The following is a 19557-nucleotide window of genomic DNA, read 5'->3' as shown; positions in this document are numbered from 1 at the left end:
ACCATATGAAGTGAAAAAAGATGATGGAAAACAGAGTGAAATCCCCCTGAATAACGAGGGGGATTTTATTGGTTCATATGATGTTTCTGCAATTTAGCAAGTGCTTCCTGTGCAGCGTGCTGTTCTGCTTCTTTTTTAGAGCGTCCATTTCCAATTCCGAGCACTTCACCTCGAAGGGATACATTTGCTTCAAATTCCCGGTTATGTGCAGGGCCTTTTTCATGCAGGATACGGTATTCAAGCACACCTTTTCCATCGCGCTGCACAAATTCTTGCAGCTGGCTTTTAAAGTCCATGACGTGCGAGAACGCTCCATCATTAATTTTCGGATAAACGTACGCTTCTAGGAACCGTTCAACCGGCTCAAGCCCTTGATCTAAATAAAGTGCACCGATAAACGCCTCGAATACGTCCGCTAAGAGTGCTGGGCGTTTTCTGCCGCCTGTCATTTCTTCGCCTTTTCCTAAAAGAACAAGGTCTCCGAAGGACAGCTCATGTGCTAGTGATACAAGTGACGGTTCACATACGATCGCCGCTCTTAGTTTCGTTAAATCTCCCTCGCTCATCGCTGGATATTTTGCAAATAAGAATTGAGAGATGGTCAATTCTAAAACAGCATCTCCTAAAAATTCAAGTCTTTCATTGTCCTCGTATGGTTTTTTCCGGTGTTCATTCACATAAGAGGAATGGGTAAAGGCTTGATATAGAAGCTTTTCATTTTTAAAGTGTACAGAAATGCGCTGCTGGAATTCTCTAAATTGCTCTAGTTTTTTGCTCTGTTTCTGTTTGTCTTTATATTGTTTTGGCATAGCAACCTCCAGGTAGGCGTAATCGCCTTTAAGGATACTGATTATATGGAGTCTCTCTTTCTACATGCAGGGAAACATTGCTCCCAGCATCTGAAAAAGGCTGACAATTGATCAGCTGAATGTGTTGAAACTAACATAAATTTTCAAAGTCCCGTCGAAAGTAGACGGGACTTTGTTACGCTTATTGCTGGCTATTTATGTAGTTCACAGCGTCACCGACTGTTGCAATTTTTTCAGCATCTTCGTCAGAAATTTCCATATCGAACTCATCTTCAAGTTCCATAACTAGCTCAACTACATCAAGGGAATCAGCGCCTAAATCTTCTTTAAATGAAGCTTCCATTTTCACGTCAGCCTCATCAACGCCAAGGCGGTCTACAATAATTTTTGATACACGCTCTAATACGTCTGCCATTGCCTTTCACCTCCCCTCAAAGTATTATAGTTGAATTGTTTTTAAAAAACTAGAGAAAACCTAATGAAATTTTGATATTTCTTAGGACATGACCATTCCGCCATCTACTTGGATGGTTTGGCCTGTAATATAACCTGCTCCTTCTGAAGCTAAAAAGACAACGACGTTGCTAATATCTTCAGGTGCACCAAAGCGTGCGAGCGGAATTTGCTTGAGCATTTCCGTCTGTACATTTTCATCAAGCTTGTCTGTCATATCTGTTGAAATAAAGCCTGGTGCTACTGCATTAACAGTAATATGACGGGTTGCCAGCTCTTTTGCTGTTGTTTTCGTTAATCCGATGACACCAGCTTTTGCTGCAACATAGTTTGCTTGTCCAGGGTTTCCACACACACCAACGACTGAAGCCAAATTGATGATTCTTCCGCTTCTTTGCTTCATCATTTGACGTGTCACGGCTTTTGTACAGTTAAAGACACCTTTTAAGTTTATGTTAATGACATCATCCCATTCATTCTCTTTCATTCTCATGAGCAGGTTGTCCTTTGTGATCCCTGCATTATTCACAAGAATGTCAATTGAACCAAAGGTATCAATTGCTTGTTTCATCATGGATTGTACTTCTTCAGCATTTGAGACATCAGCTTTCACAGCAAATGCCTGCTGGCCGAGTGCTTTGATTTCATCTACGACTTCATTTGCTTTTGCTTCGTTTCCAGAATAGTTCACGACAACATTTGCACCACTTTTCGCTAGATCGATCGCGATGGAACGGCCAATCCCGCGTGATGCTCCTGTTACAACGGCTGTTTTATTTGTAAGCATCAAGAATCCCCCTTGAGTGTTTGAATGGCTGCTTCAATTGTTTCTTGATCTGAAACGGAAATCGTCGTCAGGCGGCGATTCACTTTTTTCACAAGACCTGAAAGCACTTTGCCAGGACCAATTTCAATAAATGTTGTGACGCCTAAATCAATAAGGCGTTCCACACTTTCTTCAAAACGAACTGGAGAATACAGTTGTTCAATGAGCTTTGTCTCAATTTCATCACGAGAAGTCACGATGTCTGCTGTTACGTTTGAGATGACCGGAGTTTTGGCATCCGCAATATCCAGCTTTGACAAAACATCTGTAAATTTTTCAGCGGCTGGTTTCATTAATGCAGAATGGAAAGGTCCGCTTACTTCAAGGGCAATTGCACGTTTTGCGCCTTTTTCTTTCGCTTTCTCTGAAGCAAGTTCTACTCCTTTTGCTGTACCAGAGATCACGATTTGACCAGGACAGTTTAAGTTAGCGAGCTCTACAAGGTGACCGCTCTCTGTCACTTCTTTTGTCACTTCTTCAAGTGCCGCTTTGTCTAAGCCAAGAATTGCTGCCATGGCGCCTTCTCCTGCTGGAACAGCTTCATTCATTAATTCTCCGCGCTTTCTGACTGCATAAACAGCATCTTTAAACGAAAGTGCGCCTGCTGCAACGAGGGCAGTGTATTCACCAAGACTGTGTCCTGCTGCATAATCTGCTTTGATTCCGCTCTCTTCGAATTTCTTTAAGATGGCGATACTTGTCGTTAAAAGAGCTGGCTGCGCGTTAAAGGTGAGCGTCAGTTCTTCTGCATCCCCTTCAAAAATCATAGAAGATAAGTCAAACCCGAGGGTATTGTCTGCTTCTTCAAAAACAGCTTTAGATACTGCTTCTTGGTCAAATAAATCTTTTCCCATGCCAATTTTTTGAGAGCCTTGGCCAGGGAATAAAAATGCAATTTTAGTCATGCTGCTTTACCTCCAATTAAGACTCTTTCGTCGTTTCTTTTTGGACTTCTTGATGAATGATGGCTGAAACGTCTTTTTCTACGATATCACGCGCCTGACGAATTGCATGGAAAATGGCATTTTCATCAGAAGAGCCGTGCGCTTTAATAACAGGTGCCTTTAAACCAAATAAAGCGGCACCGCCATATTCGGAGTAATCCATTTTAGATTTCATCTGCATCAATTTCGGCTTCATCATGCCTGCTGCTATTTTTGCTGTGAAGCTTGATGTTAAAGTTTCTTTCAGCATTTTAAAAACAGAAAGGGCTGTGCCTTCAATTGTTTTAAGCGCAATATTTCCTGTGAAACCATCTGTGACAACAACGTCAGCAACACCTTCTAATAAATCACGGGACTCTACATTTCCTACAAAATTCAAGTCGGAAGCTTTTAATAATTCAAAGGTTTTTTTCGTTAAATCGTTGCCTTTTTTATCTTCTGTTCCTACATTTAACAGTCCAACACGCGGATTGCTCTTTGGGAAAACACGCTCTGCGTAGATGGATCCCATCATGGCATATTGCACGAGATGCTCTGGTTTAGCATCAACGTTGGCACCAACATCTAGTAATAAGAAGCCGCTGCCATCCAGTGTTGGCAAAGTTGGGGCAAGGGCTGGTCTGTCAATACCGTCAATTCTGCCTACGATAAACAGTCCCGCTGTCATGAGGGCGCCAGTATTTCCTGCTGAGATGCAGGCATCTGCTCGTCCTTCAGATACTTCCTGCGCCATTTTCACCATAGATGAATCCTTTTTACGTCTGACTGCACGCACTGGTTCATCCGTCGGTTCAATGACTTCTTTTGCATCTAAAATTGTGATGCGGTCGTTGTTTGTTATGTATGGTTTAATTTTGTTTTCATCGCCGACAAGTGTAATCTCGATATCTGAAAATGCTGTTAAGCTTTTTTGCACACCGTCAATAATGGCTTTAGGGGCATGATCTCCCCCCATTGCATCGACTGCAATTCTCATATTACGTGCCACCTTTTACTTTTGTTTTGAGCGATACATGACGAAGTCACCTGAGAAGACAACTTCCTCACCAACATAGCTGTTTACTTCAACTACGGTTCTTCCTTTTTCTTTATCATGTGAGGCTACTTTGGCTTTAGAGACGACTCTTTCGCCTTGTTTCACCTGCCTTGTAAACCTGATATTCGCTTTTGCTGTCAAAGCCAGTTCATCGTCAATGACGGCAACTGCCAGCGAATTTGCCTGGGCGAAGAGATGATGTCCCCTGGCAATTTGGTTTCGGCTGAATACATGCTCTTTTCTCACTTCTAAAATGGAAATGGCTTGATCATCAAGCTCTACATCAATCATTTCTCCAATCACTTCATCCAGTGGAAGTGACTTTACTTCATCCTCTAATGTCTTTTCGGCCACATGCTTAATTCTTTCGCGTAATTCAGGGATCGACAGCTCTAAACGATCAAGACGAACCGTTTGTATGCTGACACCGAATTTACTTGCCAATTCTTCATCAGTAATGAATGGAGTCGAGCTGATCGTTTGCTGGAGAAGCTTTTGACGTTCTTTTTTATTTAGTTTCATATGCAGACACCATCCGTACATTTATGACTAGGTACTAATAGTAGTATATAATCTCATAGATGATAAATCAATCCTTGTTTCAAAAAGACAAGAAAATTCCTCCAGCGTTTGATCAGCTTAATTTATCTCCTCCCAGCACACCGCTGTCTATCAGCGTTTGCCGAAGTTCTTTGTATTCGGGATCAGTCCAAAAGGCGTCCGATTGGACAAGATCTGCTGCATCTTTTCTAGCTGTTTCCAGCGCTCTATAGTCGTGAACCATATCTGCTACCTTAAATTCTGGCATCCCGCTTTGTTTTTTACCGAAGAAATCGCCGGGTCCTCTTAGTTCTAAGTCCTTTTCAGACAGCTCAAAGCCATCGGTTGTTTCGGACATGATCCGCATCCGCTCTTTCCCTGTTTCGGATTTTGGATCAGCCATTAAAATACAAAATGATTGATGCTCTCCTCGTCCGACCCGGCCTCTTAACTGATGAAGCTGAGACAGTCCGAAACGGTCTGCATCATAAATGACCATGATGGTTGCATTCGGCACGTTGACCCCGACTTCAACAACTGTGGTTGAAACGAGAATTTGTACTTCATTTGCGGTAAAGGCTCTCATGACCTGATCTTTTTCATCACTCGCCAGCTTCCCATGCATTAAGCCGATCGACCACTTGCCGCGGTATGCCTCAGTGAGCATGCTATGGACATCAAGCGCATTTTGGACATCAAGCTTGTCTGATTCTTCAATGAGCGGACAAATGATATATGCCTGTCTTCCTTTTCTCAGCTCTTTATCCACAAAAGCAAGAATTCTCTCAAGCATGTCATGCTTCACCCAATACGTTTCGATTTGTTTTCTGCCAGCTGGCAATTCATCAATGACGGATACGTCCATTTCTCCAAAGACAGTGATCGCAAGTGTTCGCGGAATAGGTGTGGCCGTCATAAACAAGACATCTGGGTCCTGTCCTTTACTTCGCAGTTTTTTCCGCTGCTCTACGCCAAACCGGTGCTGCTCATCTGTGATGACAAGACCGAGCTGCTGAAATTCGACTTCGTCTTGAATGAGTGCGTGCGTGCCGACTAATATGTCAATCTCGCCTTCTTTTAAACGTTCTAGCAATTCTCTGCGTCTCTTTCCTTTCACAGAGCTTGTCAAAAGGGCGATATTCAGCCCCCATTTTTCAAACAGCTGGTAAAGTGAATCGGCATGCTGCTCTGCCAAAATTTCTGTTGGGACCATTAATGCACCTTGAAAACCTGATAAATGAGCGGCATAAAGCGCAATGGCTGCAACAGCTGTTTTCCCTGAACCTACATCTCCTTGAAGCAGCCGGTTCATTCGATATGGAGACGCCATGTCCGACATGATTTCATCAAGTACTCTTGATTGTGCCTTCGTCAGCGGAAATGGCAGGCTGTTAACAAACTCAAAAACAGCCTCTTTGGAAAACGGATGCTGGATGCCTGATGTTCTCTCTCGTTCTTTCTTTCTAATCGCCTGCATCTTCAGCTGAAAAATGAGAAATTCCTCGTACACAAAACGGCGTCTTGCTTGCTTGAGCGAGTCCCTTGTTTCTGGAAGATGAATGGCTTTTAATGCTTCCTGATAGGACATGAGTTTATAGGCAGAGACAAGCTGCTTTGGCAATGGATCTTCAGCTTTGTCTGCATAAAGTGACAAGGCCTGCTTTACAAAGCGTCTCATCATTTTCACAGTCACATTTTCTTTTACTGAATAAACGGGCTCTATACTGCCATCTTGCTCGTGCGTCCCTTTTTTAAATTCCTGCACCATGATAGATTGACGGTTTTTATCCCATTTTCCTGTAACGGAAACTGTATCACCTAACACAAGGCTTCGTTTTAAATATGGGCGATTGAAACAAATCGCTGTAATGAGAAAACGCCCGACAAGCAGCCTGAATGTCAGCCTGCTTCGTTTTTTTCCATAATAGGTGAGAACGGGCTCACTATGTACTTTTCCTTCAACTGTGACACGTTCGTCATGTTTGACTTCTTCTAAGTTACGAAGCTCATAGTCGTCATATCGATAAGGAAAGTAGCCGAGTAAATCGGCTACTGTGTAGATTCCAAGTTCATTGAGTGTTTTTTCGGTTTCCTCTCCAATCCCCTTCAGGACAGAGACATTATCTTGCAGTTTCTGTATCACGAGATGAGGTCACACCTCCGAAAATCTTCTTTTCAAGCTCTCTTGCTGTCGGTGTCGCAGCGAGACCGCCTTGTGCAGTTTCGCGAAGAGCTGTTGGCATCGTTTGACCGATTTTGTACATCGCATCAATGACTTCATCACAAGGAATGCGGCTTGTGATGCCAGCAAGAGCCATGTCTGCTGCGATCATGGCGTTAGATGCACCCATTGCGTTTCGTTTCACGCAAGGTACCTCGACAAGTCCCGCTACTGGATCGCAAACAAGTCCAAGCATATTTTTCAGTGTAATCGCCATTGCTTCTGCAGATTGCTGCGGTGTACCGCCTGCCATCTCGACAATCGCTGCTGCCGCCATACCTGATGCAGAACCTACCTCTGCCTGACAGCCGCCTGCTGCACCGGAAATGCTCGCGTTATTCGCCACAACAAAACCAAATGCGCCAGAAGTAAATAGGAATCTGACCATTTGTTCCTTTGTTGGCTTTAATGTTTCTTTTACTGCAAATAACGTACCTGGTACAACACCTGCTGAGCCTGCTGTAGGCGTTGCACAAATGGTTCCCATTGCGGCATTGACTTCATTTGTTGCAACTGCTTTACTGACAGCATCTAATATCGTATGACCAGACAGTGTTTTGCCTGATGCGATATAGGCTTGAAGTTTGACTGCATCTCCGCCTGTTAAACCTGATAATGATTTCACACCCTTCAGCCCGTTTTCAACGGCCTGCTCCATCACTTCTAGGTTGCGGTACATCTGGGAGAAAATTTCTTCACGTGACTTCCCTGTCACTTCCATTTCTTGCACAATCATAATTTCTGAAATGGAGGTATTCCGTTCTTCTGTTAGCTGCACGAGTTCTTTGACGTTTTTAAACATCATTCATAACCTCCTTGTTGTTACTCTGCAATTTGTGTGACTTGAATAATGTTTGGCAGCGTTTCAAGCTCTGATAGGACAGCTGGGTCAATATTTTGATCCACTTCAATCGTCATCAGTGCCATTTGCCCGACATCTTTACGCGCCACTTCCATATGACCGATGTTGATGGCGAATTTCGCTAAGACATTGGCAACTGCCGCAATCGTCCCGTAGCGATCGTTATGAACCACAAGAATGGCAGGGTGATTCCCTGAAAGCCTGAGCTCAAAGCCATTTAATTCTGTGATTTCAATTTTACCTCCGCCGATGGAAATCCCGATTAGTTCAAGGCTTCCGTTCGCATCTGAAATCTCTACTTTTGCTGTATTCGGATGCGCCGGCACCGCCTCTTCTTCTTTAAATTCAATGTCGATCTCTTTGCTTTTTGCAATATCGATCGCTGTTTTGATTCGTTCATCAAATGTATCAAAGTCAAGAACACCGCCAATAATGGCGACATCTGTACCGTGTCCTTTATACGTATCTTTAAAAGAACCATAAAATGAAACGACAATTCGTTTCGGTTCTCTTCCAAATAAGCTGCGAGCTACTCTCCCTATACGAGCCGCACCCGCTGTGTGCGAACTTGATGGCCCAATCATGACAGGTCCAATAATATCAAACACACTTCTAAATTTCATAGGTCTTCCCCTCTCATCACCACTCGCGTATGGTTTGGTTCTTTCTTTAGACTAATGGATTCATTCGTTTCCCGCAACTCATTTCACCGTGGAATGGCTAGTAAAAAATTGCAAAAGAAGAAGAAGGGCTTTATTTGCCCTTCTTTCGTTATTCAACCGCCAAAATATATGAATAAAGCGGCTGTTTTCCATCGTGGACTTCAACTTCTACATCTTCAAATGTTTCTTCAATAAAGGCTTGCAGTGCATCCAGCTCATCAGATGATGCATCTTCCCCTTTAATGATGGTGACAATCTCATCATCTTCTGTCACCATTTTGGTAAGAAGTTCTTTTGCTGCATCTAATTGATTTTTCGCTGTTAACGTGATTTTCCCGTTGAACAGACCCATATAGTCACCTTTCGCAATGTCGATTCCATCAATTTGAGTATCTCTTACTGCAAAGGTAATTTGCCCGCTTTTCACATGGTCAATCGCTTCTAGCATCGCTCTTTCGTTGTCTTCATTTGAAGCTGTTTCATTGAGAGAAAGAAGTGCCGACATTCCTTGAGGAACGGTCTTCGTCGGAATGACAACGACCTCACGGTTTGAGACAGTTGCCGCCTGTTTAGCTGCCATGACAATATTAGAATTATTAGGTAAGATAAAGACGGTTTCGGCATGTACGCTTTCTATTGCTGTGACAATGTCTTCTGTGCTCGGATTCATCGTCTGTCCGCCTTCAATGACGACGGAAGCTCCGATACTTTTGAACAAGTCAGCAATTCCTTCTCCCATTGCGACACTGACGACGCCAAAGCGCTGTTTTTCAGCAGCAGGTGCTTTTGGTGCAGCAGGTGCGTGTTCTCTTTCTTCGTTTACGATTGAGCTATGCTGCTCTCTCATGTTTTCTATTTTCATATTAATTAAGCTGCCGTAGCGCTGTGCATAGGATAAGACATCTCCTGGCTGCTCTGCATGAATATGAACTTTCGCCAGTGTATCGTCAGACACCACAAGAAGTGAATCTCCGAATTCACTTAAGTCTTGTCTGAAGGCATTCTCATCAAAGGACTGTTTGTCTTCTTCAAATTTCACCATAAATTCAGTACAGTAGCCAAATTCGATATCTTCTGTGTTCATATGGCTTTGCGCACTTTTATGATGCTCTGCACTAACGAGCTCTTTTAACGTAGGTAAAGAAGCCGCTTTAGGAGGAAGCTCTTCTCCTCTTAATGAAGCAAGGAAACCTTCATATACGCATAGAAGTCCTTTACCTCCACTATCGACAACACCCACTTCTTTTAAGACAGGAAGCAGATCTGGCGTTCGATCAAGTGATGCTCTTGCTTCCTCAATCGTTAACTCTAGAACGCGGTCAATTTGATCCTCTGCTGCCGAAACAGCAACCGCTTTCTTTGCTGCATCCTTTGCAACTGTTAAGATCGTTCCTTCAATCGGTTTCATCACGGCTTTATATGCTGTATCAACACCCGCCTGTAAGGCAAGAGCAAATTCTTTTGCATCAATCGTTTCTTTTTGTTCAATATGTTTACTGAAACCTCTAAAGAGCTGTGACAGGATCACGCCAGAGTTTCCTCTTGCGCCCATCAATAACCCTTTCGAGAGGGCCACGCCGACCTTCCCAATATGATCGGTATTTGTTTCTTCAACTGCTTTTGCCCCTGAAGTCATCGACAAATTCATATTTGTCCCCGTGTCTCCATCTGGCACTGGAAAAACATTTAACGCATCAACAATTTGTGCGTTTTGAGAAAGATGGTGAGCACCTGCAAGAATCATTTTTGCAAATGAGCGGCCATCAAGATTTCTAATAGACAATATATTTCCTCCTTACTACGGGTTCGTAACTTTTACTCCTTGTACATAAATGTTGACCGAGTCAACAGAAAGTCCAATTGTGTGATGAATCGTGTATTTGACTTTCGTTTGAACATTATGTGCGACTTCTGATATTTTTGTACCGTAGCTTACGATGATGTACATATCAATATGAATGCGGTCTTCTTTTTGACGCACAAGAACACCCCGGCTGAAGTTCTCTTTGCGGAGAATATCCGTCAAGCCGTCCTTGATTTGATTTTTGGACGCCATGCCAACAATACCATAGCAATCGATCGCAGCGCCTCCTGCCACCATTGCAATGACTTCATTTGATATATCAATTTGTCCGTATTTCGTTCTAAGTTCAATGGACACATTGGTTCCCCCTTTTTGAGAAATTGCCCTGAGTTATCACTATTTTACTATAAGACCCTTCTTTTTAAAAGAAATCATTCAATCCGACCCAATCCTACTTATACTATAGCCTTGATTTTTTATCAAGATGTCAAGGTATTTTTCTTGAAAGAGGAGTAAACAATCCTTGCAAACCCCTTGAAGCTGTGGTAAATTATTAAAGTATCTTGAGGCATCTCTAAGTACGTATATGAAGAATATGATGATGTTTTCGCAGTTAGGAGGGAAACAAATGGCACGTAAATGCGTTATTACAGGCAGAAAAACAAAAGCTGGGAACAACCGTTCTCACGCAATGAACTCTACAAAACGTACATGGGGCGCGAACCTTCAAAAAGTTCGTATTCTAGTGGACGGTAAGCCTAAAAGAGTATATGTATCAGCTCGAGCTTTGAAATCTGGTAAAGTTGAGCGTGTATAAGCAAGAGTAAACGCCTGCTACAATAAACTGTAGCAGGCGTTTTTATGTGGAAATAAAGGAGATTACTCATTAATCTTTTTTAAATGAACCAAGCATCGCACGGACAATGCCGCCAAGAAATCTAGGCAGTTTGATTGTATAAAATTTCATTTTGTCCCCCTCCTAAAAGTACCGCTTGCAGCACAATTGAGCTTAATCAGCCATCCACATTGATAGGTTGGTCAATCTTTGCTTCTTACCATTATTAATATGCCTTCATGAAAAGAAAAAGTACCACTTGAGTGGATGAGTTCGTTACTAATACATAGTGTGGAACCAGGCTCAATATGACAATTTTTCAGAGGATATTTGAAACCTTTTAATGTCAGCTTTTCAATCGATGTACCAAAGGGCAGGAACGACACATATTTTTTATCAGGGTCTTCTTTTATTTCGTATGTACCAGGTCCAAACATTTGAATGATATTTTGCTTATCTACAAGAGTGATGTTCTGCTTGTGCTGAATGCCTTGATATAGAAGGTGAATATTTCCTAGAAAGTGATCAGCTCTTCCTCCTGTAATGCCGTAGATGTGAATATGCGCTGGGTGCTGGCGCATGGCCCAGTTCAGCGCAAGCTCTAAATCGGTTTCATCCTTTTCAGCCTGAAATACATTCAAGGCAGGCAATTTCTTTTTCAGCTCACAAAGCTCTTCTTCTGTCACACTGTCAAAATCACCAAAAGCCTTGGCAGGCATGATGCCGTGTTCTAGTAAAAAAAGCGTCCCCCGGTCTACACCGACCCAGAGAATATCGTCCTGTGATGCTTCCTGTTCAAGGGGCGGGATGTATTCAAAAGGACCGCCGGCTACGATATGTATGTGCATGATATACGCTCCTCTCCATGTAAAAAGAACCAAAGATCAGAGTGACTTTGGTTCCTTTTTTTACGCTTCTCGAATGGCCTGAATGGCGGCTGCACGGTTGTTTTTACCGTATACCGCTGAGCCGGCCACAAGTAAGTTAGCGCCCGCCTCTTTACAGCTCTTTGCAGTCTCTACATTGACACCGCCGTCTATTTCTATGAGTAAGTCTGATAAGCCCTTTTGTTCGCTAAGGGTCTTCACTTCTTTTACCTTCTCGAGGACAGATGGAATGAACGCCTGTCCGCCAAAACCAGGATTCACCGTCATGAATAAGACAAGGTCTACGTCCTCTAATACATGCTCAATCTGAGAAACAGGTGTGTGCGGGTTCAAGACGACACCTGCTTTTACACCTTGTTCTTTTATGTGCTGTATCGTGCGGTGCAAGTGCGGACAAGCTTCTACATGGACAGAAATAATGTCAGCACCTGCTTTTGCGAATGCAGGAATATACCGGTCTGGCTGCTCAATCATTAAGTGAACATCGAGCGGCAGCTTTGTATGCGGTCTGATCGCTTCCACAACATTCGGTCCAAATGTGATATTCGGTACAAAATGGCCGTCCATCACATCGATATGAATGTAATCCGCTCCGCCTTGTTCCACATCACGGATATCTTTCTCCAAATTGGCGAAATCTGCTGATAAAATGGAAGGGGCAATATAAACCATGAGTTAGTACCTCGGCTTTCTGTCTTTGATTTCAGTTAAAAACTCTAAATAATGCTGATAGCGATACGCTCTGATTTGCTCTTGTTCGACCGCGCCTTTTACCGCACAGCCAGGCTCTTTCACGTGCAGACAGCCTCTAAACTTACAATCTGCACTCCGCTCTTTGATTTCTAAAAAGTAAAGGCCTAAATCTTCCGCTTCAATGCCGGTAAATTCGAGCGAGCTAAAGCCAGGTGTATCTGCAATGAGCCCTTCTGCTGTACGAATGAGTTCGACATGTCTTGTCGTATGCTTCCCCCTTCCAAGATGAGAGGAAATATCATTGGTTTTCAGCGCCAAATCAGGACTCATCGCATTTAAAAGAGAGGACTTACCTACACCAGACTGACCGGCAAATACAGTGATTTTATTGTGAAAATGCGGGGTCAGCTTTTCAATTCCGTCTCCCTCGATCGTGGATGTTACATGAACATCATATCCAATTTGCCGATAGTCCTCTGCATAGCCTTGAATACTTTCACGCTCTTCATCTGTTTTCAATAAGTCCATTTTTGTGATACAGATAATCGGCTTAATATCATTTGCTTCCACCAGCACTAGAAATCTGTCTAAAAGCGATGTGCTAAAGGTCGGTTCTGTCGCAGAGAAAACGAGCACCGCTTGATCGACGTTACTAATAGGCGGACGAACAAGTTCGTTTGTCCGCTCTTTTACTTCTAATAAATAGCCTTCTTTATCGTTATCCGCTTGATATACGACATAATCTCCAACTAGAGGTGTGATTTTGTTTTTTCGAAAAATGCCTCTCGCTCTGCACTGAATCACTTTTCCACTTTCTAGAGACTCATCGAGCACATAATAAAATCCGCTTAATGCTTTAATAATTTTGCCCTCAGGCATAAAGTCCCTCCTTTATTCATCGTCAGGGTATTCGATTGTTTTAGAGCTTACGACTTTATCATCAACCGTCACTTGATAGTATCCTTTTTGACCCGGTTCAATCTTAAATTTAATGGTCCGTTCAGTTGGTGCAGTGATGTTAAAGGTTTCATATGAATCAGAAATGCTATGCTCAGCATCGTCAATGGAAATCTGAACGGTCATCTCTTGCCCTTCAGTGACTGGCTCATACGGGATGGCAATCTTCTCAGTTACCGTTTTAGCCGGTTTTTTCTTCGGTCCGAGTGAGAAGGTGATCTTAACCGTATCCCCTGGTTTCACAGCAGTACCTGCTCCTGGCTCCTGCTTCATGACCTCACCTTTTGGTACATCATCAGAATACGCTTCTTTTTCATCAAGCTTTAATCCGTTATCCTCTAAATAATTCGATGCAGCCTGTTTACTATATGTCGTTAAATCCCGCAAAGTAATATCGGCAGGACCTATGCTGACCGTCAACGTCACTTCTTCATCTGCTGCCACAAGCTCAGTACTCGCTGAAGGTTTCTGTTCCATGACAATTCCAGATTCGGTGTCATTATCATTTACTTCCTCCACAACAACTTGCTTAAACCCTTTTTTCTCTAATAATTCTTTTGCTTTATCGACCTTTTCACCTGTTACATCAGGTAATTCGGTCTTTTCTTTGCCAGTACTTTGGTAAAGCTGAATCTCGGTTCCTTCTTTTACCTTTGTGCCGATTTTCGGGTCTGTTTTGACGACAAGCCCTTTTTCAATTTTTTCATCAGCGATCTCAATTGGTTCAGAGGCAACGGTAAAGCCGGCTTTCTTCAAGGTGTCCTCTGCTTTTTCAATCGTCATGCCAGATACATCAGAGACCTCAACATCTTTTGGAAAGAGCAGTCCGGGAAACACAGTGATAGCTAAAATGGTCGCAGCAGTTAGAATAAACAGGATGGAAGCCACAACCCACGGCCATTTTTTTCGTTTCTTTTTCGGCTTTTGTTTCTCTTTTTTCTTCGGTTTTTGCACCGGATGGACAGCTGTTTTTTCATTGTCTTGATCGACTTGGTGATCTTGAATGATTGGGATCGCTTTCGTTGCTTCATGATCCTCTTCAATGACAAAGCGTTTTTCTTTTAGTCTTGAAGGGTCGAAAGCAGTTTGCAGATCTTTTTGCATTTCAGATGCATCTTCATATCGATAAAATGGATCTTTGGCCATTGCCTTTAAAATGATGTTTTCCACGCTTTGTGGAACAGAAGGATTCCACCTTCTTACAGATGGCGGCTCTGATTGCAAATGCTTCAGCGCAACACTGACAGCTGATTCCCCTTCAAATGGCATGCGTCCAGAAATGAGTTCATAGAGCACAATTCCAAGTGAATAGATGTCTGACTTTTTCGTCGCAAGACCTCCGCGGGCTTGCTCTGGAGACAAATAGTGCACGGATCCTAGAACCGAATTTGTGTGGGTGATGGTCGCTGAGCTGAGTGCAATGGCAATCCCAAAATCAGTGACTTTAATATTCCCCATGTTGTCTATTAAAATATTGTGAGGCTTAATGTCCCGGTGGACGAGCTGCTTTGCATGGGCTTCTTCCATTGCCGCAACCACTTGCTCCATAATGCGAACGGCTTCTTTCGGATGAAGCGGGCCATTGGCATGTATGTATTCTTTCAGCGTCATCCCCTCGACATATTCCATGACAATATAATAAATGTCATCTTCTTCCCCTACATCGTAGATGCTGACAATATTTGAATGATCTAAACTTGCGGCTGACTGCGCCTCGCGCCGGAAACGTCTAATAAAATCATCATCGCTTGCAAAGTCAAAGCGCAAAATTTTAATCGCGACTTCGCGATCTAAAATCATATCCTCCGCCAAATAAACGTTTGCCATTCCGCCTCCGCCTATGACGCGAAGAATCTGATAACGGCCGCTGATCCGTTTTCCGATCAACACTTGCTGTCACCCTCCTCTGGCTGGGAGGAGATTTCTAACAATACTGCTGTAATGTTATCTTCACCGCCGTTGTCATTCGCTGTTTGGATTAATGCTGTTACTTTTTCATCTGGTGCGGTCGTTTGGTTTAAAATATGAATCAAATTCTCTTCTTCTACTTTATTTGATAAACCATCTGAGCAAAGCAGGATTTGATCTCCTGGGTCCACTTCAAAGGTATGTGCATCGATTTGAACGTGTTTATCTGTTCCTAATGCTTTCGTAAGCACATTTTTTCTTGGATGATATTCTGCATCCTCTTTAGAAATTTCACCTGTTTTCACAAGCTCATTTACAAGTGAATGGTCATCTGTTAGCTGGGTCAGTGCTCCTTCTCTTAGCAAGTAGCAGCGGCTGTCGCCAATATGGGCAATTGTGACCGTTTGCAAATGAACGAGCGCACAAACAATGGTTGTCCCCATTCCTTGGCACTCCTCATTGTTTTTCGCATGTTCATATACTTGATCATTAATGTCACTTATTTTTGAGATTAACCAGCTTTCTTGCTCTGCTGGTTTTGCTGGAATTGAAGGTGTTTCTTCCCAGTATTCTTTTAAAGAAGAGACGGCCATCCTGCTGGCGACATCACCAGCAAGATGACCTCCCATTCCATCTGCTACAACAGCTAGAAGGGTGTCTTCTTTTGCTTCAAAAATACCTGCATCATCTTCATTATGCTGACGGACTTTTCCTGTATCGGTTTGAAAGGCTGCCCTTATCAACATTCGTCACCTCGTCTCTTCCTGACGCTCCTTCGCTCTTAGCTGACCGCAAGCAGCATCAATGTCATGGCCTTGCTCTCGTCTAATTGTTACGTTTACGCCGCGTTCTTTCAGCGTTTTTTCAAATAGGAAGATTTGTTCTCTCGGTGTTCTTACATAATCCCTTTCCGGTACATAGTTCACCGGAATGAGGTTCACGTGGCACTTGATTCCTTTTAATAAGTCTGCAAGCTCTTCTGCATGATGCACTTGATCATTTACTCCGCCAAACAGGCCGTATTCAAAGCTGACACGTCTACCCGTTTTTTGAATGTAGTATTCAATGGCTTCCATTAATTTCGGCAGCTTATATGCTTTATTGATCGGCATCAGACGGCTTCTGATCTCTGTGTTCGGTGCATGCAGAGAGACAGCAAAATTGATTTGCATTTGCTCATCAGCGAATTGATAGATCTTTGGAATGATTCCGCTTGTCGACACTGTAATATGACGCGCGCCAATATTTAAGCCGTTGTCATGGTTGATGATTTTAAGGAAGGCAAGCATTTCGTCAAAGTTATCAAACGGTTCGCCAATTCCCATGATGACAACCGAGCTGACTCTCTCTTCTGTTTCGTCAAGTGCCTGCTGCACTTTCAATACTTGAGCAACGATTTCTCCTGCTTCAAGGTTTCGTTTTAACCCGCCAAGTGTAGATGCACAGAATGTACAGCCGATTCGGCAGCCAACCTGAGTTGTGACACAGACAGAGTTGCCGTATTCGTGGCGCATCAGTACTGTTTCAATCGTATAGCCATCATGTAATTCAAATAAAAACTTGATCGTTCCGTCTTGAGACGTTTGTTTGATCACAGTTTTTAATGTGGTGATCGCAAATTGATTTTTTAATTTTTCTCTTAAATCCTTTGAAAGGTTAGACATATCGTCAAAGGATGTCACACGTTTCTCATAAAGCCACTCGAAAATTTGGGCTGCGCGGAAAGGCTTTTCGCCTTGTTCTTTTAACCATTCTTTCATTTCGTGAAGCTCAAATGAGTAGATCGACGGCATTTCTGTCTTCAGTTCTTTTCTTACTTTTTGTTCTGTCATTTTTTATCCCTTCTTTCTCATGCTGCAAATAAAGAAACCATCTGTTCCGAAATAATGAGGAAGGATTTGTACACTTCCGTTTTGAACAAACGGAGCAACCTGCTCAGGCAGCCGTTCATTAAGAGATAGATCGGGTTCGAAGTCTTGGTGTTCTTGTAAAAACGCATGAATCACTTGTTGATTTTCTGTTGGGTCCATTGTACACGTACTGTATACAAGGGTTCCGCCCGGTTTTAAAAGCGGGGCCGCTTCCTTTAAAATGGCCTGCTGGATAGCCGCAAGCCTTGCTGAGTCTTCTTGTGACTTTGTATATTTCATATCTGGTTTGCGTCTAATGACGCCAAAACCGGAACACGGTGCATCAATGAGTATACGGTCAAACGAAGCTTCGCTGTAATAGTCTGCCGCTTTCCTTGCATCAAGTGCTTTTGCCTCAATGTGAGTAAGGTTTAGACGTTTTGCTGCTTGATTGATGAGTTTCACTTTGTGTTCATGTAAATCAAGTGAAACAATTTTGCCCTCATCGTTCATACGTTCTGCAATATGTGTTGATTTTCCGCCAGGAGCCGCACAGGCGTCAAGCACCGTTTCTCCCGGCTGAGGGTCGAGCGCTCTTGCGACAAGCATCGAGCTTTCATCTTGTATCGTCACATAGCCTTCTTGAAAAGAAGGGGTTGAGACGATGGACCCTTTCATGAGCTTAAGTGCATCTTCAGATAAGTCGCCAAGCTCCGTTTCAATGCCTGCATCCATTAGTTTTTGCTGCAGCGCCGTGCGGTCAATTTTCATTCGATTGACACGAAGGGTTTGCTTTGGCGGGACTAAATGAATGCGGCACATGCTTTCTGCCGCTTCAAACCCGTACGCCTGAACCCACTCCTGCACAAGCCATAATGGGTGGCTTGTCTCAATGGACAGCCGCTTTACGGGATCTTTGATCGCATCAAATGACGGAACGCCTTCTCTTTGCACGGAACGAAGAACACCGTTCACAAGTGAAGAAATGCCTTTGTGCCCGCGCTTTTTCGTTAGCTCGACAGCTTCATGAATGGCTGCACGATCTGGTATTTTTTCAAGATACACCATTTGATAAAGAGACATCCGCAAAAGCTGCATCACCCATGGAGCGACCTTTTGCGGTTTTTTCACAAAGGGCATCAGCATATAATCTAATGCCAGCTTATTTTGCAGTGTACCATATACAAGCTCTGTTAACAGCGGTTTGTCCTGATCAGCTAAGTCTTTATCTTTCATGACTGACTGCAACAGCAAATTACTGTAAGCTTGATTTTGTTCGAGTTTGATTAAAGCGTCCAGCGCTACTTCTCTCACATTACTTTTCTTCATTCATTAGCCCTAATTTCTGTCCAATTTCGATATTTGCGCCTCTTAAGAAGTCTTCGCCGCTCATTTTTTTCTTACCAGCTGGCTGCACACCTGTTAATAAAAGGCCTTGCTCATTACCCGTTGCAATGACCGGACCTTCTTTTTGAAGCTCAATCACTTTCCCAGGTTCTTCTTGCGCTTGAAGCGGAACCTTTTTCGCTTCCCATACTTTTAGATGAGCGCCGTTCCATTCAGTATAGGCAACTGGCCAAGGATTTAGCCCGCGAACTTGGTTGTAAAGCTCTTCACCGGTTTTTGTCCAGTCTAATCTTTCTTGCTCCCGCTTAATATTTGGTGCGTATGTGGCCGCTTCTTCATTTTGCGGAATTGGAGAAATAGACCCGCTTAGAACATTTGGCACCGTATCTTTTAGCAGCGTGGCACCAGCTGCACTTAATTTATCATGCAATGTTCCGACATTGTCTAATTCATCGATTTCTACTTCTACTTTACTGATCATGTCACCTGCATCAAGTCTTTCCACCATGTACATGATGGTAACGCCTGTTTTCTTTTTGCCTTGAAGGATCGCATAATGGATCGGCGCGCCGCCTCTTAGTTCTGGCAGGAGCGAGGCATGAACATTGATACAGCCAAACTTAGGTTCATCGAGTAATCGCTTTGGTAAGATTTGTCCAAATGCCGCTGTGACGATTAAATCCGGCTGTAATGCAAGCACCTTATCAATTTCTTCATCAAGGCGCACCTTTTCAGGCTGCAACACAGGAATGCCGTGCTTTAAGGCTTCCACTTTTACAGGAGGCGGTGTGAGCACTCGTTTTCTTCCTTTTGGGCGGTCTGGCTGCGTGACAACCCCTACCACTTCGTATCCTTCTGTTATCAGTGTTTGCAGCACAGGTACTGAGAAATCAGGGGTTCCCATAAATACGATACGTGCCATT

At 43.2% G+C, this 19557-nt stretch carries 21 protein-coding genes; 1 reads left to right on the top strand and 20 read right to left on the bottom strand.

Annotated features, from left to right (window positions below; all coding sequences use genetic code 11):
• Window positions 1-65: 65 nt before the first annotated feature.
• The 11 genes from rnc to MHI23_RS07735 form a co-directional block, all read right to left on the bottom strand.
• Window positions 66-809, bottom strand: coding sequence for a ribonuclease III (rnc, locus tag MHI23_RS07785; RefSeq protein ID WP_008344850.1), 744 nt, complete (start codon window positions 807-809; stop codon window positions 66-68).
• 181 nt (window positions 810-990) lie between these two features.
• Window positions 991-1224, bottom strand: a complete 234-nt coding sequence (acpP, locus tag MHI23_RS07780; RefSeq protein ID WP_003212028.1) for an acyl carrier protein — start codon at window positions 1222-1224, stop codon at window positions 991-993.
• A gap of 81 nt (window positions 1225-1305) precedes the next feature.
• Window positions 1306-2049 carry a 3-oxoacyl-[acyl-carrier-protein] reductase gene (fabG, locus tag MHI23_RS07775; RefSeq protein WP_025092570.1) on the bottom strand — a complete coding sequence of 248 codons (744 nt, stop codon included), beginning with the start codon at window positions 2047-2049 and terminating at the stop codon, window positions 1306-1308.
• Window positions 2049-2993, bottom strand: coding sequence for an ACP S-malonyltransferase (fabD, locus tag MHI23_RS07770; RefSeq protein WP_024424197.1), 945 nt, complete (start codon window positions 2991-2993; stop codon window positions 2049-2051). The genes fabG and fabD overlap by 1 nt, the downstream gene beginning before the upstream one ends.
• A 16-nt stretch (window positions 2994-3009) precedes the next feature.
• Window positions 3010-4008, bottom strand: coding sequence for a phosphate acyltransferase PlsX (gene plsX / locus MHI23_RS07765; protein WP_024426965.1), 999 nt, complete (start codon window positions 4006-4008; stop codon window positions 3010-3012).
• A 15-nt stretch (window positions 4009-4023) separates the two neighbouring features.
• Window positions 4024-4590, bottom strand: coding sequence for a transcription factor FapR (fapR, locus tag MHI23_RS07760; RefSeq protein WP_024424199.1), 567 nt, complete (start codon window positions 4588-4590; stop codon window positions 4024-4026).
• 112 nt (window positions 4591-4702) lie between these two features.
• Window positions 4703-6751 (bottom strand): ATP-dependent DNA helicase RecG, encoded by a 2049-nt coding sequence (recG, locus tag MHI23_RS07755; protein ID WP_024426964.1) that lies wholly within the window; start codon window positions 6749-6751, stop codon window positions 4703-4705.
• Window positions 6729-7631 carry an L-serine ammonia-lyase, iron-sulfur-dependent, subunit alpha gene (sdaAA, locus tag MHI23_RS07750; RefSeq protein ID WP_024424200.1) on the bottom strand — a complete coding sequence of 301 codons (903 nt, stop codon included), beginning with the start codon at window positions 7629-7631 and terminating at the stop codon, window positions 6729-6731. The genes recG and sdaAA overlap by 23 nt, the downstream gene beginning before the upstream one ends.
• A 20-nt stretch (window positions 7632-7651) precedes the next feature.
• Entirely contained in the window at window positions 7652-8314 is a 663-nt protein-coding gene (sdaAB, locus tag MHI23_RS07745; protein ID WP_172881054.1) for an L-serine ammonia-lyase, iron-sulfur-dependent subunit beta, read from the bottom strand.
• A gap of 148 nt (window positions 8315-8462) precedes the next feature.
• The gene (locus MHI23_RS07740; protein WP_342492421.1) at window positions 8463-10136 is read right to left on the bottom strand and encodes a DAK2 domain-containing protein; all 1674 of its coding nucleotides are present in this window, start codon (window positions 10134-10136) and stop codon (window positions 8463-8465) included.
• 15 nt (window positions 10137-10151) lie between these two features.
• Window positions 10152-10514: an Asp23/Gls24 family envelope stress response protein gene (locus tag MHI23_RS07735; protein ID WP_008344871.1), complete on the bottom strand. Its 363-nt coding sequence runs from the start codon at window positions 10512-10514 to the stop codon at window positions 10152-10154.
• Window positions 10515-10785: 271 nt separating this feature from the next.
• Here MHI23_RS07735 and rpmB point away from each other — a divergent pair, with 271 nt between their 5' ends.
• The gene (gene rpmB, locus MHI23_RS07730; protein ID WP_003212514.1) at window positions 10786-10974 is read left to right on the top strand and encodes a 50S ribosomal protein L28; all 189 of its coding nucleotides are present in this window, start codon (window positions 10786-10788) and stop codon (window positions 10972-10974) included.
• A gap of 69 nt (window positions 10975-11043) precedes the next feature.
• Here rpmB and spoVM read toward each other — a convergent pair whose 3' ends face one another.
• From spoVM to fmt, 9 genes are all read right to left on the bottom strand, one after another.
• Window positions 11044-11124, bottom strand: a complete 81-nt coding sequence (spoVM, locus tag MHI23_RS07725) for a stage V sporulation protein SpoVM (protein WP_008354550.1) — start codon at window positions 11122-11124, stop codon at window positions 11044-11046.
• 71 nt (window positions 11125-11195) lie between these two features.
• Entirely contained in the window at window positions 11196-11840 is a 645-nt protein-coding gene (locus tag MHI23_RS07720) for a thiamine diphosphokinase (protein WP_034623660.1), read from the bottom strand.
• A gap of 60 nt (window positions 11841-11900) precedes the next feature.
• Window positions 11901-12551: a ribulose-phosphate 3-epimerase gene (gene rpe / locus MHI23_RS07715; RefSeq protein ID WP_024426961.1), complete on the bottom strand. Its 651-nt coding sequence runs from the start codon at window positions 12549-12551 to the stop codon at window positions 11901-11903.
• Between the two features lie 3 nt (window positions 12552-12554).
• Window positions 12555-13451 carry a ribosome small subunit-dependent GTPase A gene (gene rsgA / locus MHI23_RS07710; RefSeq protein WP_024424205.1) on the bottom strand — a complete coding sequence of 299 codons (897 nt, stop codon included), beginning with the start codon at window positions 13449-13451 and terminating at the stop codon, window positions 12555-12557.
• Window positions 13452-13463: 12 nt separating this feature from the next.
• On the bottom strand, window positions 13464-15419 hold the full coding sequence (gene pknB / locus MHI23_RS07705) for a Stk1 family PASTA domain-containing Ser/Thr kinase (RefSeq protein ID WP_024426959.1): 1956 nt from the start codon (window positions 15417-15419) through the stop codon (window positions 13464-13466).
• Complete coding sequence (locus MHI23_RS07700; RefSeq protein ID WP_342492420.1) at window positions 15413-16183, bottom strand: Stp1/IreP family PP2C-type Ser/Thr phosphatase; 771 nt, start codon at window positions 16181-16183, stop codon at window positions 15413-15415. Before MHI23_RS07700 ends, pknB begins: the two co-directional genes overlap by 7 nt.
• A 3-nt stretch (window positions 16184-16186) precedes the next feature.
• Window positions 16187-17269: a 23S rRNA (adenine(2503)-C(2))-methyltransferase RlmN gene (gene rlmN, locus MHI23_RS07695; protein WP_135031806.1), complete on the bottom strand. Its 1083-nt coding sequence runs from the start codon at window positions 17267-17269 to the stop codon at window positions 16187-16189.
• 3 nt (window positions 17270-17272) lie between these two features.
• Window positions 17273-18616, bottom strand: coding sequence for a 16S rRNA (cytosine(967)-C(5))-methyltransferase RsmB (gene rsmB, locus MHI23_RS07690; RefSeq protein WP_342492419.1), 1344 nt, complete (start codon window positions 18614-18616; stop codon window positions 17273-17275).
• On the bottom strand, window positions 18603-19556 hold the full coding sequence (gene fmt / locus MHI23_RS07685) for a methionyl-tRNA formyltransferase (protein WP_024426956.1): 954 nt from the start codon (window positions 19554-19556) through the stop codon (window positions 18603-18605). The genes rsmB and fmt overlap by 14 nt, the downstream gene beginning before the upstream one ends.
• Window position 19557: the final 1 nt, after the last annotated feature.

Source organism: Bacillus sp. FSL M7-0003, assembly GCF_038628485.1.
In the GTDB taxonomy this organism is placed as follows: domain Bacteria; phylum Bacillota; class Bacilli; order Bacillales; family Bacillaceae; genus Bacillus; species Bacillus safensis.
This window is presented reverse-complemented; position numbering and strand designations above follow the sequence as displayed.

What these genes read in the sequence shown, in the direction of transcription:
- rnc (WP_008344850.1), bottom strand. Translation starts at nt 809, where the DNA reads ATGCCAAAACAATATAAAGACAAACAGAAACAGAGCAAAAAACTAGAG.
- acpP (WP_003212028.1), bottom strand. Translation starts at nt 1,224, where the DNA reads ATGGCAGACGTATTAGAGCGTGTATCAAAAATTATTGTAGACCGCCTT.
- fabG (WP_025092570.1), bottom strand. Translation starts at nt 2,049, where the DNA reads ATGCTTACAAATAAAACAGCCGTTGTAACAGGAGCATCACGCGGGATT.
- fabD (WP_024424197.1), bottom strand. Translation starts at nt 2,993, where the DNA reads ATGACTAAAATTGCATTTTTATTCCCTGGCCAAGGCTCTCAAAAAATT.
- plsX (WP_024426965.1), bottom strand. Translation starts at nt 4,008, where the DNA reads ATGAGAATTGCAGTCGATGCAATGGGGGGAGATCATGCCCCTAAAGCC.
- fapR (WP_024424199.1), bottom strand. Translation starts at nt 4,590, where the DNA reads ATGAAACTAAATAAAAAAGAACGTCAAAAGCTTCTCCAGCAAACGATC.
- sdaAA (WP_024424200.1), bottom strand. Translation starts at nt 7,631, where the DNA reads ATGTTTAAAAACGTCAAAGAACTCGTGCAGCTAACAGAAGAACGGAAT.
- sdaAB (WP_172881054.1), bottom strand. Translation starts at nt 8,314, where the DNA reads ATGAAATTTAGAAGTGTGTTTGATATTATTGGACCTGTCATGATTGGG.
- rpmB (WP_003212514.1), top strand. Translation starts at nt 10,786, where the DNA reads ATGGCACGTAAATGCGTTATTACAGGCAGAAAAACAAAAGCTGGGAAC.
- spoVM (WP_008354550.1), bottom strand. Translation starts at nt 11,124, where the DNA reads ATGAAATTTTATACAATCAAACTGCCTAGATTTCTTGGCGGCATTGTC.
- MHI23_RS07720 (WP_034623660.1), bottom strand. Translation starts at nt 11,840, where the DNA reads ATGCACATACATATCGTAGCCGGCGGTCCTTTTGAATACATCCCGCCC.
- rpe (WP_024426961.1), bottom strand. Translation starts at nt 12,551, where the DNA reads ATGGTTTATATTGCCCCTTCCATTTTATCAGCAGATTTCGCCAATTTG.
- rsgA (WP_024424205.1), bottom strand. Translation starts at nt 13,451, where the DNA reads ATGCCTGAGGGCAAAATTATTAAAGCATTAAGCGGATTTTATTATGTG.
- MHI23_RS07700 (WP_342492420.1), bottom strand. Translation starts at nt 16,183, where the DNA reads ATGTTGATAAGGGCAGCCTTTCAAACCGATACAGGAAAAGTCCGTCAG.
- rlmN (WP_135031806.1), bottom strand. Translation starts at nt 17,269, where the DNA reads ATGACAGAACAAAAAGTAAGAAAAGAACTGAAGACAGAAATGCCGTCG.
- rsmB (WP_342492419.1), bottom strand. Translation starts at nt 18,616, where the DNA reads ATGAAGAAAAGTAATGTGAGAGAAGTAGCGCTGGACGCTTTAATCAAA.
- fmt (WP_024426956.1), bottom strand. Translation starts at nt 19,556, where the DNA reads ATGGCACGTATCGTATTTATGGGAACCCCTGATTTCTCAGTACCTGTG.